The organism is Hymenobacter sp. (assembly GCF_035709525.1).
Lineage (GTDB): Bacteria > Bacteroidota > Bacteroidia > Cytophagales > Hymenobacteraceae > Hymenobacter.
Genome location: NZ_DASTEP010000032.1, coordinates 16,229 through 29,693 on the forward strand (window position 1 = coordinate 16,229; position 13,465 = coordinate 29,693).

The following is a 13,465-nucleotide window of genomic DNA, read 5'->3' on the forward strand; positions in this document are numbered from 1 at the left end:
AGCTTGCTGAAATTTGCGCCGCGCGCCCGGCCACCGGTTGCGCTCTCTTTTATGTCTTCTTTTTCGCGCCCTTGGCCCTTTGTGTTTCTACTGCTCGCGGCGGCCTGCCAAAGCGCGCCTACCGAGCGTCCCGACACGCTCGTGGACCTCTCGACGGTGCAGAGCGGCCCCCGCGTGCAGGCCGATGAGCTCGACGGGGCCATCCGGCAGCAGCCCGACAACACCGGCCTGCTAGCCCGCCGCGCCAGCCTGCGGCTGGCGGCCGGCCAGCCCACCGCCGCCCTGCGCGACGTAGAGGCCGCCCTCGCCATCGACGACACCGATGGCGAACTGCATTTTTTGCAGGCCCGCGCCCTGCGGGCGCTGGGGCAACTGACCCAGGCGCTGGCCGCCGCCCGCCGCGCCGCCCAAAATGGCTTCAACTCGCCCGAGCTACCGCTCTTAGAGGGTGAAACTCACCTGGCGGCCCGCCAGTACGAAGCTGCCCTCGAAAGCCTCGACCGTACCCTGCTCCTCGACCCCGACCAGCCGGCCGCGCTCTTTTACAAGGGCTTGGCCTACGCGGCTACGGCCGACACGGCCCAGGCGCTCGACTACCTGCAAGCCGCCCGCGCCCGCGACCCGCGCCAGCCCGAGATTCTGCACCAACTGGCGTTTCTGCTCAACGCCTACCGCGTGCCCGATGAGGCGCGCATTTATGCCAGCCAGGGTTTGCGCCTCGACTCGACCTCCGGCGCGCTGGCCTACGACTACGGCCGGCAGTTGGAGCTACTGGGCCGCCCCGACAGCGCGCTTTACTACTATCGCCGCGCCCTGCGCCTCGACACCACCGTGTACCGCGCCGACTACCGCCTGGCCTTGGCCGCGGGCGCGCACGGGCAGCGGCCGGCCGCCCTCATCCCGCATTTGCAGCGTGCCCTGCGCCAAAATCCGCGCCTGCCCCAGGCCCGCCAGTTGCTGGCCGAAGCCCTCGAAGCCCAGCATCGCCTGCCCGAGGCGCTGACGCAGTTTCGGCTGCTGGTGGCCGAAAACCCCGGCAACCAGCACTGGACGTACAAGGTCTGGAAAACGGGCGAAGCCGTGCGGGCCCTGCTGCCCGATAGTTTGCGTACCGCGCCGCGGGTGTACTATCGGCGGCCGGCAGTGCCGCGCCCGGCAGTCCCGGCTGTTGGGCCGCAAGCGGCTGCTCAATAGCTGATTGAACAGGTAGGGGGCTTAGGCCGCGCCACTTTTGGGGGCGGCGGAGGTAGTGCGCGGGGCGGTGGTAATGGGCTTCGGCCAGCGTTTTTGCGGGTATCTTACCTGGCGCGGGCTAACTTGCGCCTGCTTTGCGCTCACCGCAAGCACCAGTTTAGTAGTTATGCTCAACATCACCCTCCCCGATGGCTCGGTCCGCCCGGTCGAGCCCGGCACCACTGGCTACGACCTCGCGGCCAGCATCAGCGAAGGCCTCGCCCGCAACGCTTTGGCCGTGAAGGTCAACGGCGAAATCCGCGACCTGCACCGCCCCTTCACCGAAGACGCGGCCCTCGAAATCCTCACTTGGAACGACGCCGGCGGCAAGCAGGCCTACTGGCACTCCTCGGCCCACCTCATGGCCGAAGCCCTCGAAGCGCTGTACCCCGGCGTGAAGCTGGCCATTGGCCCGGCCATCGAAAACGGCTTCTACTACGACGTGGACCTCGGCGAAGGCCGCACCATCAGTAGCGACGACTTCCCGGCCATCGAGAAGAAAATGCTGGAGCTGGCCAAAAACAAAAGCAAGTTTGAGCGCCGCGAAGTGCCCAAAGCTGAGGCTGTAGCCTATTTCACCGAAAAGCAGGACCCGTACAAGCTGGAGCTGCTCGAAAACCTCGAAGACGGCAACATCACGTTCTACACGCAGGGCAGTTTCACCGACCTCTGCCGCGGCCCGCACATCCCGGATACGGGCACGATTAAGGCCGCTAAAATCATGAACGTGGCCGGGGCCTACTGGCGCGGCGACGAGAAGAATAAGCAGCTCACGCGCCTCTACGGCATCACTTTTCCGAAGGCGAAGGACCTCACCGAGTACCTCGAAAAGCTGGAAGAAGCCAAGCGCCGCGACCACCGCAAGCTGGGCAAGGAACTGGAGCTGTTCGCCTTTTCGGAGAAAGTAGGCGCGGGCCTGCCGCTGTGGCTGCCTAAAGGCACGGCCCTGCGCGAGCGCTTAGAACAGTTTCTGCGTAAAGCCCAGGTAAAGGCTGGTTACCAGCCAGTTGTGACGCCGCACATCGGTTCGAAAGAGCTGTACGTGACCAGCGGCCACTACGAGAAATACGGGGCCGATTCTTTCCAGCCCATCACCACGCCCAACCCCGGCGAGGAGTTCTTCCTCAAGCCGATGAACTGCCCGCACCACTGCGAAATCTACCGCACCAAGCCCCGCAGCTACCGCGACCTGCCGGTGCGCCTCGCCGAGTTTGGCACCGTGTACCGCTACGAGCAGAGCGGCGAGCTGCACGGCCTCACCCGCGTGCGCGGCTTCACGCAGGACGATGCCCACATCTTCTGCCGCCCCGACCAGGTGAAGGGTGAGTTTCAGAAAGTAATCGACCTCGTGCTGTACGTATTCAAGGCGCTCGGCTTCACCGATTTTACGGCCCAGATTTCGCTGCGCGACCCCGAAAACAAAACCAAGTACATCGGCACCGACGAAAACTGGGCGCTGGCCGAAAGTGCCATCCAGGAATCGGCCGCTGAGAAGGGCTTGGCTACCATTACGGAACTGGGTGAGGCAGCCTTCTATGGCCCCAAGCTCGACTTCATGGTGCGCGACGCACTGGGCCGCCGTTGGCAGCTGGGCACCATTCAGGTCGATTATAACCTGCCCGAGCGCTTCGACCTCGAATATGTGACGCCCGAGAACACCAAGGCGCGGCCAGTGATGATTCACCGCGCGCCGTTTGGCTCGCTGGAGCGCTTCGTGGCCGTGCTTATCGAGCACACGGCCGGTAATTTCCCGCTCTGGCTCTCGCCCGAGCAGTTCACGGTGCTGCCGATTTCGGATAAGTTTGCCGACTACGCCTACGAAGTGAAAGCCAAGCTGGAAGCCGCCGACCTGCGCGGCACCGTCGATGCCCGCGACGAGCGCATCGGCCGCAAAATCCGCGATGCGGAACTGGCCAAAACGCCTTACCTGCTGGTAGTGGGGGAGAAGGAAGCGCAGGACGGCCTCGTAAGCGTGCGCCGCCACGGCGAAGGCGACCTGGGCTCAATGCCGCTGGACGACTTCATCAAGAGTGTAAATAACCAGATTGCGGCCGCGATGGGCTAAGTGCCCGGTGCGACGCAACGCAAATAGGCGCGGGTAGCTTGGCTATTCGCGCCTATTTTTATACAGTAGGTTGCTTATGCCGGAATAATTGCCGATATTTGCACCCCGAATGCCTGGCGAACAGCCGGGCACTTCGCTTAAATAGACTCATACCCGGCCACTTTTAGCAGGAGGACTTTCGCCATAGCTACCCCAAATCGTCGGTACGTGCCCCGCCAGCAGGTGGAGGAGCCGTTCAAAATCAATCAGAAAATTACCGCCCGTGAGGTTCGTCTCGTCGGCGATAACATCGAGCAAGGCATCTATCCAATAGACCAGGCCCGTAAATTCGCGCAAGAGCAAAACCTGGACCTGGTGGAGATTTCGCCCACCGCCACGCCGCCCGTTTGCCGCGTCATCGACTACTCGAAATTCAAGTACGAGCAGAAGAAAAAGACCCGCGAGCTGAAGGCCAAGCAAACCAAAGTCGTTATCAAGGAAATTCGTTTCGGCCCCAATACCGACGACCACGACTTTGAGTTCAAGCTGAAGCACGCCCGCGAATTCTTGAAAGAAGGTGCTAAAATCAAGAGCTACGTGCATTTCGTAGGTCGGAGCATCGTCTTCAAGGAGCGTGGCGAAATCCTGTTGCTCAAGTTTGCCCAGGCCCTCGAAGACCTGGCCAAAGTAGAGCAGCTGCCCAAGCTCGAAGGCAAGCGCATGTTCCTGTACTTGGCACCTAAAGCGGCCATCGTAGCCAAGCCGGCTGCCAAGGCTGCTGATAAAGGTGCCGAGAAGCCCAAGGAAAACAAGGCGCCCAAAGAGCCCACCGCCGCCCCTGCGGCCACCGAAGAAGCTTAACCCCGGTTGCTGATGGCTGCCGCCGACGCGCAAAGTGCGCTTCCGGCGTCAGTACCAAACAATCAATAATCAACCCCCACCATGCCCAAAGTAAAAACCAAGTCGGGTGCCAAGAAGCGTTTCAAGCTGACCGGCACCGGCAAAGTGAAGCGCAAGCACGCCTTCAAGTCGCACATCCTCACCAAGAAGAGCACCAAGCGTAAGCGCGCGCTCACCCATGCTGGCCTCGTTAGCTCGGCCGACATGAACCGGGTGGCTCAAATGCTGAATCTCTAAACAATCACCAGGCTTCCGGCTGAAACATCGGTTTCTCAAGCAACTCAGCGCCGGCTGCCAAAAACAACTTAGGTTATGCCAAGGAGTGTAAACCATGTGGCCTCGCGCCACCGCCGCAAGAAAGTAATGCGCCTCGCCAAAGGCTACTATGGCCGGCGCAAAAATGTATGGACCGTTGCGAAAAACGCCGTAGAAAAGGGCTTGCTCTATGCCTACCGCGACCGCAAGGTGAAGAAGCGCGAATTCCGCGCCCTCTGGATTCAGCGTATCAACGCTGGTGCCCGGGAGCACGGCCTGTCGTACTCGCAGCTGATGGGCGGCCTCAAAAAGGCTGGCATCGACCTCAACCGTAAAGTTCTCGCCGACCTGGCGCTGAACCACCCCGCCGCTTTCGCGGGCATCGTTGAGAAAGTGAAGTAAGGTAGGAGGATGGCCCTGCGGCCATCAGCCAGTCGACTACTCTAAAAAGCGCTTGCCCCAATCTGGAGGCAAGCGCTTTTTCGTTTTAAGCTAGCTGCACGCAAGCATAGAAGCAATTGCAGCAACAGCGCTTAAAACCAGAAAAACCGCACCAGCTAAGCCAATGCGGTTTTTCAAGAAGTAGCGGGGACGAGAGTTGAACTCGTGACCTCAGGGTTATGAATCCTGTGCTCTAACCAACTGAGCTACCCCGCCAAGGGTCGGTTTGGGACTGCAAAGGTAGCAAAAAAAGCTTACTTTGCAAGCTTATTAATAAAAAATGTTGCTTTCCTGCCCGCGGAGCCACTTTGCTTAGTGGCTGGTTCGGGCCTTACCTCCTCAGTATCATGGCCGTGCCTACCGCCAACGCCAAGCGTCGTTTCGAGATGGAATATCCGATAAACGCTTCTCCCAATCTCTTGTTTCCCTATCTGGCTTCGGCCTCGGGTTTGTCGCGTTGGTTTTGCGACGATGTGCGCCTTGACCCCGACCAGCGCTTTAATATGGTGTGGGACAAGCAAAACCACTACGCCGAAATAGCATTGCAGCGGCCCGGCCGCTCTATCCGCTACGTGTTTCTGGATGAGGAAAAGCAACCCTTGCTGGATGCTAACTACTTGGATTTCACCCTGGAATATTCTAAAATAACGGACAGCTTATTTTTGCGTGTCACCGATTACTCCGACCACGACAGCGCGCAGGAGCAGCTCGAGCTCTGGAACAGCCTGATGGAGAAACTGCGCGAGCAGGTAGGAGCATAGCCAGCAAGGCTGGTGGCGCACTAATAGGGGACGCCGGGCGTTGGGAGCCCGGCGAGCCGGCTCGTTATATAAACCGATGATTAAAAAACTCGACAAGCTTATTCTTAAGGCCTTCGCCGGGCCGTTTCTGCTCACCTTCGCGGTAGTAGAGTTCATTTTCCTGACGCAGGTGCTGCTCAAATACCTGGATGACATTGTCGGCAAAGACCTCGGCACGCTGGTCATTCTGAAGCTGCTGTTCTTTCTGAGCGTTACCATCGTGCCCATCTCGCTGCCGCTGGCCGTGCTGCTGTCGTCGCTGATGACCTACGGCAGCCTGGGCGAGCACCACGAGCTGACGGCCATCAAGGCTTCAGGCATCGCCCTCACGCGCATTCTGCGGCCGGTGTGGCTGGTGAGCGCGCTGCTGGCTGGTGTGGCGTTCTGGTTTAATAACAGTATCGTGCCAAAGGCAAACCTGAAAGCCTTCAGTCTTTTGTGGGACGTGCGGCAAAAAAAACTTGCGCTTAATATCCGCGAGGGCGTGTTCTACAACGGCATTCCCGGCTATACCATCAAGGTCGATAAGAAGGTAGGCCCCGAAAAGGATATCCTGATGGGTATCATGATTTACGACCACACCCAAAAATCGGGCAATGCCACTGTGATGCTGGCCGACTCGGGCCGCATGTTTACCCGCTTCGGTGGACAGTACCTGGGGCTGGAACTGTTTCGCGGGCACAATTACATTGAGCAGCCCGATGCGCGCGACCGCTCGGCTTCATCGTTTGTGCGGCAAGGATTTAAGCGAAATATGGTAACGTTCTCGTTGTCATCCTTTAATATCAATAAAACGAAGGAAGAGTATTTTCAGACGAACCGGCTGATGCTCAATATATCGCAGCTGTTCAAGTCCGTCGACTCGACGCAGAAGGTGCTGGCGCACCGGCGGCGGCTGGTGCCCTTGCAGCTGAGCGGCTACTACACTTACCTGCGGTTTGACACGCTGAACCAGGCAGCCTACCGGCGGGTAGCCGCCTGGCAGGTGCCGCCGCAGCGGCTTATTGCCCTCAATCCGGCCATGGCTGAGCAGGCCCTCAGCCGTGCCCGCAATATCGAGTCGTTTATGGGCTCGACCTCGCAGGGATTGTTTGAAACCGCCCGCGACTCGGCCGAGTTTCGCATCGAAATCTACCGTAAGTACACGCAGTCGGTGGCCGTTATTCTCATGTTTCTGATTGGGGCACCGCTGGGCGCAATTATCAAAAAAGGAGGCATTGGCGTACCCATTCTGATTTCCATTCTGTTTTTCATTATCTACTACGTGCTGAGTATTTTGGGCGAGAAAGGTGGCCGCGAGTTGGAAATGCCAGTAGGCGTGGGCATGTGGCTATCCAATGCATTGCTGCTACCTGCTGGCTTATTCTTTCTGTATCAAGCCTATAATGACTCGGGCCTGCTCGAAACCGATTTCTGGCGGCGCTTAGCGCAGCGGCTGCCCAGCTTTCCGCGCCTGCGGCGGCTGGCCACGCCGGTAGCGGAGTAAGTAGTTGGATTCCCGAAGGAAATTACGTACCTTTGCACCCGCCCTGCGGTGTGGGGCAACGACAATTTTCTTATTTTTTAATCCAAGACGGGTCATTCCTATCTGCCGATGAAACTCTCGACCGAGGCCAAACAGGCCATCTTCGAAAAAAACAGCCTTCAGAAAGTAACCACCGACACCGGTTCGGCCGAGTCGCAAATCGCGCTGTTCACGCACCGCATTCAGCACCTCACGGAGCATCTGAAAGTTAACAAAAAAGACCACAGCACGCGCCTGGGTCTGCTCAAGCTGGTCGGTAAGCGCCGCCGCATGCTGGATTACCTCCAGCACCGCGAGATTAACCGCTACCGCGCCATCATCAAGGAGCTGGGTATCCGCAAGTAAGCCCAGCTTTCGGGAGTAGGGAGCCTTCTTATCGAAGGTTCCCTACTCTTTTTTTTGCCGGTGCCCAAGCCGCGCCGGTAAAGTGCAGTAGCCGAAGCTAGGAGCGAGTCAGCGGCCCCCTCCAGATACTGCCTTTACCTGAACTGTTTGCCTGCAAGTGTTTGTTTCGATTGATAATTTTTAGCTCCTAGCTTCCAGCTACTTACTTCTCAAAGAATGCCCGCTCCTCACGCGATTACCAAAACCCTGGCGCTGCCCGACGGCCGCCAGATTTCCATTGAAACCGGCAAACTGGCCAAGTTTGCCGACGGTGCCGTAGTAGTGCGCCTCGGCGACACGATGCTGCTTGCCACTGTCGTATCGGCCCCGAGCCAGCGCGAAGGCGTTGATTTCCTGCCGCTGTCGGTTGACTACCAGGAAAAATTCGGCTCGGCTGGTAAGATTCCGGGTTCGTTTCAGCGCCGCGAAGGCCGCCTGAGCGACTACGAAATCCTTATTTGCCGCCTTGTCGACCGCATCCTGCGGCCGATGTTCCCCAAAGACTACCACTACGAGGTGCAGGTAATGATTACCCTCATCTCGGCCGATAAAGAAGTGCAGCCCGACGCCCTAGCCGCCCTGGCCGCTTCGGCTGCCCTATCGATTTCGGACATTCCGTTTGCCGGCCCGATTTCGGAGGTACGCGTGGCCCGCATCGATGGTCAGTTCCAGATTAACCCCAAGACCAGCGACTTGCAGCGCGCCGACATGGACCTCATCGTGGGTGCCACCGGCGACTCGGTAGCGATGGTGGAAGGTGAGATGGACGAAGTGAGCGAGGAAGAAATGGTAGCCGCCATTGCCTTTGCCCACGAAGCAATCAAAGCGCAAGTGCAACTGCAAAAGGAGTTGGCCGAAGCCGTGGGCCGCACGCCCGAGTCGCAGCCCCGCGAGTATCCGAAGTACGAAGAAAACGACGCGCTGAAAGCATTGATTCAGCAGGGTATCTATCAAGGCGCTTATGACGTGGCCCGCTCGGGCAACACGAGCAAGGCTGGCCGTAAGGAAGGCTTTTCAGGCGTGAAAAAGGCGTTCTTGGACAAGCTTGTGGCTGAGCAGCCCGAACTGGACATGAAGCAGTTTAGCCGCTACTACTCGTCGGCTGAGAAGAAAGCCATCCGCGATATGATGGTGAAGGAGCGCGTGCGCCTCGACGGCCGCCAGCTCACTGAAATTCGTCCTATCTGGTCGGAAATCAACTACTTGCCCGGTGCCCATGGCTCGGCCATCTTCACCCGCGGCGAAACCCAGAGTTTGACCACGGCTACGCTCGGCACCAAGCTCGACGAGCAGATTATCGACCAGCCGCTGACCAAGGGCTTCTCGAAGTTCATGCTGCACTACAACTTCCCCGGTTTCTCGACCGGCGAGGTGAAGCCTAACCGCGGTGCCGGCCGCCGCGAAATCGGCCACGGCAACCTGGCCGCTCGCTCGCTGAAGCGCGTGCTGCCGCCCGATGAGGAGAACCCCTACACCATCCGCATCGTGTCGGACATTCTGGAGTCGAACGGCTCTAGCTCGATGGCTACCGTCTGCGCCGGCTCGCTCGCGCTGATGGATGCCGGGGTGAAGGTGCGTGCTGCCGTAGCTGGCATCGCGATGGGCCTCGTGCAGGACAAGGAAACCGGCGAATACGCCGTTCTTTCGGACATTCTGGGCGACGAGGACCACCTTGGTGACATGGACTTCAAGGTAACCGGCACGGAGAAGGGCATTTGCGCCTGCCAGATGGATATCAAAATCCAGGGCCTGAGCAATGAAATCCTAACCGCCGCGCTGCACCAGGCCCGCGAAGGCCGCCTGCACATCCTGCGCGAGATGGCCAAGACCATCGCCGCGCCGGCTCCTGAGCTGAAGGCCCACACGCCGCGCTCGCATAAAATGCTGATTGATAAGGAGTTTATTGGTGCCGTAATCGGGCCGGGTGGCAAAGTTATCCAGCAGATTCAGAAGGATACCAATGCTACGGTTATCATCGAGGAGAAGGACGAGAAAGGCCACGTAAGCATTTACGCTGCCAACCAGGCCGACATGCAGGGTGCCATCGACCGCATCCGGGCCATTGCGGCGCAGCCCGAGGTAGGCGAAACTTACAAGGGCAAAGTGCGTTCGATTCAACCCTATGGCGCGTTCGTGGAGATTATGCCGGGTAAGGACGGCTTGCTGCACATTTCGGAGGTAACGCACGAACGCATCGCGTCGCTCGAAGGCGTGCTGGAAGTAGGGCAGGAGATAGATGTGAAGCTGGTCGACATCGACAAGAAGACGGGCAAGTACCGCCTCTCGCGCAAAGTGCTGCTGGACAAGCCAGCCTAGGTAGCGAAAGCAACGCCGGAAAATAAGGAAATTGAAAGTTTGGACTGGTAATTGCGGCTGCCGGCCGTTGGTTGACATAAAATCTTCCTATTTCTTTATTTTCTGGTAGCACGCTGCTGGGCCGAACTTTTGCCCGTTTAGCCGGGTTGTTTTTCATTGAATTGGTCGGAAACCGGCTGGGTCATATGCTTGCCTATAACTCCTTTAAAATTATCTAATTAGCACCGTTACCGATGAGACAGCTAAAAATCAGCAAACAGATTACCAACCGCGAAAGCCAGTCGCTGGATAAATACCTCCAGGAGATTGGTAAAGTGGACCTGCTGACGCCCGACGAAGAGGTAACACTGGCCCAGCGCATCCGCGATGGAGACCAGAAGGCGCTGGAGAAATTAACTAAAGCCAACCTGCGCTTCGTAGTATCGGTGGCTAAACAATATCAAAACCAGGGGCTTAGCCTCGGCGACCTCATCAACGAGGGTAACTTGGGCCTCATCAAAGCGGCTAAGCGCTTTGACGAAACCCGCGGTTTTAAGTTTATCTCTTACGCCGTTTGGTGGATTCGCCAGAGCATTCTGCAAGCGCTGGCCGAGCAAAGCCGCATCGTGCGCTTGCCCCTGAACCGGGTGGGCTCGCTGAACAAAATCAGCAAGTCGTTTTCGGAGCTGGAGCAAAAGTTCGAGCGCGAGCCTTCGCCCGAAGAAATCGCCGAGGTGCTGGAACTCACGACTTCGGAGGTGGTAGATACCCTGAAAATCTCGGGCCGCCACGTGTCGGTAGATGCGCCGTTTGTGCAGGGCGAAGAAAACCGTCTGCTCGACGTGCTTGAAAACGAGGACGAAGAGACGCCGGACTCGGGCCTGATGAACGACTCGCTGCGTAAAGAAGTGCAGCGCGCCCTCTCGACCCTGACCAAGCGTGAGGCTGACGTGATTACGCTCTACTTCGGCCTGAACGGCGAGGCCGCCCTGACGCTGGAAGAGATTGGCGAGAAGTTTAACCTGACCCGCGAGCGCGTGCGTCAGATTAAGGAAAAAGCCATTCGCCGCCTGCGCCATACCTCGCGCTCGAAGGCGCTGAAGCCCTATCTGGGCTAGTTTTTGCCTAAATTTGCGTTCTTGAAAACCCCGACCGTGAGGTTGGGGTTTTTTGTAGGGTAAGCTTCAGTTTGCCCTGCGTACTTTCAGTAGACTTATAACAGGCAAGCTAACGCTTGCCCTACCCATGGAACACATTCATTGCCTGATTATTGGCTCGGGTCCGGCGGGCTACACGGCCGCTATTTATGCTTCGCGGGCGGGGTTGAACCCCGTGATGTACCAAGGCTTGCAGCCGGGTGGTCAGCTTACTATTACCAACGACGTGGAGAATTTTCCGGGCTACCCCGATGGGGTGATGGGGCCGGAAATGATGGAAGACCTGAAAAAGCAGGCCGAGCGCTTCGGAACCGATATTCGCTACGGCATCGCGACCAAAGTGGATTTTTCGGGCCACCCGCATAAAATTACGATTGACGAAACGACGGAGCTTACTGCCGATGCCGTGATTATCGCCACCGGCGCGTCGGCCAAGTGGCTGGGCTTGCCTTCGGAGGCGCGGCTCAATGGCTCGGGCGTATCGGCCTGCGCCGTGTGCGACGGGTTCTTCTACCGGGGCAAAGAAGTCGCCATCGTGGGCGCCGGCGACACGGCCGCCGAAGAAGCGAGCTACCTCGCCAACCTGTGCTCGAAAGTGTACATGCTGGTGCGCAAAGACGCCATGCGGGCCTCAAAAATTATGCAGAAGCGGGTGCTCGAAAACCCCAAGATTGAGGTGCTGTTTGACACGGCGACCGACGAAATTTTGGGCGAGCACGCTGTGGAGGCGGTGCGGGTGAAGAACCTGGTGACGCACGAAACCCGCGAGATTCCGATTCACGGCTTCTTCGTGGCCATCGGGCACGAGCCCAACTCCAAGATTTTCCAGGACTACCTGCACCACGACGAGCAGGGGTACCTGAAGACGCTGCCGGGTACGGCCAAAACCAACGTAGACGGCGTATTTGCCTGCGGCGATGTGCAGGATTTTACGTACCGGCAAGCCGTGACGGCGGCGGGCAGCGGCTGCATGGCTGCTTTGGATGCTGAGCGCTACCTGGCGGCAATGCACGACTAAGCTGTGGGTGGCCAGGCAACTGGGATAGAATTTTAATCTGCTGCTATTAAGGTGATTAACGGATTTTCAGGTTAGTCAGACTATTTTATCTTATACCAACATTCAGCCGTGACTCGTTTGGGGTCACGGCTGCCATTTTTGGGTTCCTTTGACTTTTCCAAGACAATTTTTTCAGTGGCCCGTTTTGCTGGTGCTGCTGGCCTGCTGGCTGGGTAGCCCGGCCAGTGTGCAGGCGCAGCGCCGCAAGGTGAAAACCAAGGCCAAAACGGGCCGGGCCGGTTCTGGCCGCAGCCGCACGCGCAGTAAGGACTTTTACCGCGCCCGCACGCCTACTATGCGCTACGTGCGCCCCGACACCACGACCATCGTCGAAACTGAGGTGATGCCCGACAAGCAGTCGGACGCCGCCAAGTCGATTTTCAACCTGAACCGGCAGCTCAGCATCGTGAGTGAAGACACGACTACCCTCAACGAAGGCGGGCAGGAGATAGTGGAGATGTCGGACGAGGTGCTCATCGACTCGTCGTGGGTGAAGGTGGCGGGCTACTATTCCATCTGGGACACGCATAACATCAACCCGTACCGGGTCGATGGCCGGCGCATTCGCGATACTATTACGCTGAAGCTGGTAGACCCGCTGCGGCAGCACTACTCGAAGATGCCGCTCACCAAAACGCCGGTTACTTCGGGCTTCACGTTTCGGTGGGGGCGCTGGCACTTTGGGGTAGACCTCGATTTGAACACCGGCGATTCGGTGCGGGCGGCCTTCGATGGCGTTATTCGCATCAGCAAGTACGACGGGGGCGGCTACGGCAACTACCTGCTGGTGCGCCACTTCAATGGCATCGAAACGCTCTACGGGCACTTGAGCAAGTCGCTGCTGCCGGTGGGCACCTTCGTGAAGGCAGGGCAGGTAATTGGGCTGGGCGGTAGCACGGGGCGCAGCACGGGTTCGCACCTGCATTACGAGGTGCGCTACGAGGGCAATCCCATCAACCCAACGCTGATGTACAATTTCCCTGGCTACCAACTGCGCAGCGATAATTTCACCATCACGTCGGCGCTGTTCAATTACTACAGCCAGGCGTTGCGGCGCGGCCGGGGCAATAGCCGGGGCCGTAGTGGCAGCAGCGCCCCCGAGCCCACAGCCGCGCGGCGCGTGGCGCAGCACCAGATTCGGGCTGGCGATACACTTTCCGAAATCGCGGAGCGCTACGGCCTGCGCGTGAGCGCGCTAAAAAAGCTGAATCCGGGCTTGAGCAACACGCTGCGGCCCGGTAAGAAACTGCGCATTAAATAGACCGCAGATTCAAACGGATTTTTAGGATTTAACGGATACGCCCGCTGCGCGGGCTGGCTAACTTTATAGCAGTAGTGTAGGTTAGGCTTACCAAGCCGTGTAACTAGGCAGCC

General features: G+C 58.6%; 11 protein-coding genes, 1 tRNA gene and 1 pseudogene. 12 read left to right on the plus strand and 1 reads right to left on the minus strand.

Annotation, left to right across the window (positions count from 1 at the left end):
- The first annotated feature begins 51 nt into the window (after positions 1–51).
- From VFO93_RS02880 to rplT, 5 genes and pseudogenes are all read left to right on the plus strand, one after another.
- Entirely contained in the window at positions 52–1,194 is a 1,143-nt protein-coding gene (locus VFO93_RS02880) for a tetratricopeptide repeat protein (protein ID WP_325132811.1), read from the plus strand.
- Positions 1,195–1,360: 166 nt separating this feature from the next.
- The gene (gene thrS, locus VFO93_RS02885) at positions 1,361–3,298 is read left to right on the plus strand and encodes a threonine--tRNA ligase (protein WP_325132812.1); all 1,938 of its coding nucleotides are present in this window, start codon (positions 1,361–1,363) and stop codon (positions 3,296–3,298) included.
- A 183-nt stretch (positions 3,299–3,481) separates the two neighbouring features.
- Positions 3,482–4,039: pseudogene (infC, locus tag VFO93_RS02890) on the plus strand (translation initiation factor IF-3); the annotation flags it as partial.
- 180 nt (positions 4,040–4,219) lie between these two features.
- Positions 4,220–4,414: a 50S ribosomal protein L35 gene (gene rpmI, locus VFO93_RS02895; RefSeq protein WP_325132813.1), complete on the plus strand. Its 195-nt coding sequence runs from the start codon at positions 4,220–4,222 to the stop codon at positions 4,412–4,414.
- A 75-nt stretch (positions 4,415–4,489) separates the two neighbouring features.
- On the plus strand, positions 4,490–4,834 hold the full coding sequence (rplT, locus tag VFO93_RS02900) for a 50S ribosomal protein L20 (RefSeq protein ID WP_144842932.1): 345 nt from the start codon (positions 4,490–4,492) through the stop codon (positions 4,832–4,834).
- 181 nt (positions 4,835–5,015) lie between these two features.
- Here the strand turns inward: rplT and VFO93_RS02905 are convergent.
- A tRNA-Met gene (locus tag VFO93_RS02905) sits at positions 5,016–5,089 on the minus strand.
- A gap of 131 nt (positions 5,090–5,220) precedes the next feature.
- On the opposite strand from VFO93_RS02905, the gene VFO93_RS02910 reads away from it, so the two are divergent.
- The 7 genes from VFO93_RS02910 to VFO93_RS02940 all read left to right on the plus strand — a co-directional run bounded on the left by VFO93_RS02910 (position 5,221) and on the right by VFO93_RS02940 (position 13,352).
- On the plus strand, positions 5,221–5,634 hold the full coding sequence (locus tag VFO93_RS02910) for an START-like domain-containing protein (RefSeq protein ID WP_325132814.1): 414 nt from the start codon (positions 5,221–5,223) through the stop codon (positions 5,632–5,634).
- Between the two features lie 76 nt (positions 5,635–5,710).
- Complete coding sequence (locus VFO93_RS02915; protein ID WP_325132815.1) at positions 5,711–7,159, plus strand: LptF/LptG family permease; 1,449 nt, start codon at positions 5,711–5,713, stop codon at positions 7,157–7,159.
- A 108-nt stretch (positions 7,160–7,267) separates the two neighbouring features.
- On the plus strand, positions 7,268–7,543 hold the full coding sequence (rpsO, locus tag VFO93_RS02920) for a 30S ribosomal protein S15 (RefSeq protein WP_325132816.1): 276 nt from the start codon (positions 7,268–7,270) through the stop codon (positions 7,541–7,543).
- Positions 7,544–7,759: 216 nt separating this feature from the next.
- Positions 7,760–9,898, plus strand: coding sequence for a polyribonucleotide nucleotidyltransferase (gene pnp / locus VFO93_RS02925; protein WP_325132817.1), 2,139 nt, complete (start codon positions 7,760–7,762; stop codon positions 9,896–9,898).
- Positions 9,899–10,131: 233 nt separating this feature from the next.
- Complete coding sequence (locus tag VFO93_RS02930; protein WP_144842942.1) at positions 10,132–10,995, plus strand: sigma-70 family RNA polymerase sigma factor; 864 nt, start codon at positions 10,132–10,134, stop codon at positions 10,993–10,995.
- Between the two features lie 127 nt (positions 10,996–11,122).
- Positions 11,123–12,052 carry a thioredoxin-disulfide reductase gene (trxB, locus tag VFO93_RS02935; RefSeq protein ID WP_325132818.1) on the plus strand — a complete coding sequence of 310 codons (930 nt, stop codon included), beginning with the start codon at positions 11,123–11,125 and terminating at the stop codon, positions 12,050–12,052.
- Positions 12,053–12,200: 148 nt separating this feature from the next.
- Positions 12,201–13,352, plus strand: coding sequence for a M23 family metallopeptidase (locus VFO93_RS02940; RefSeq protein WP_325132819.1), 1,152 nt, complete (start codon positions 12,201–12,203; stop codon positions 13,350–13,352).
- Positions 13,353–13,465 lie beyond the last annotated feature (113 nt).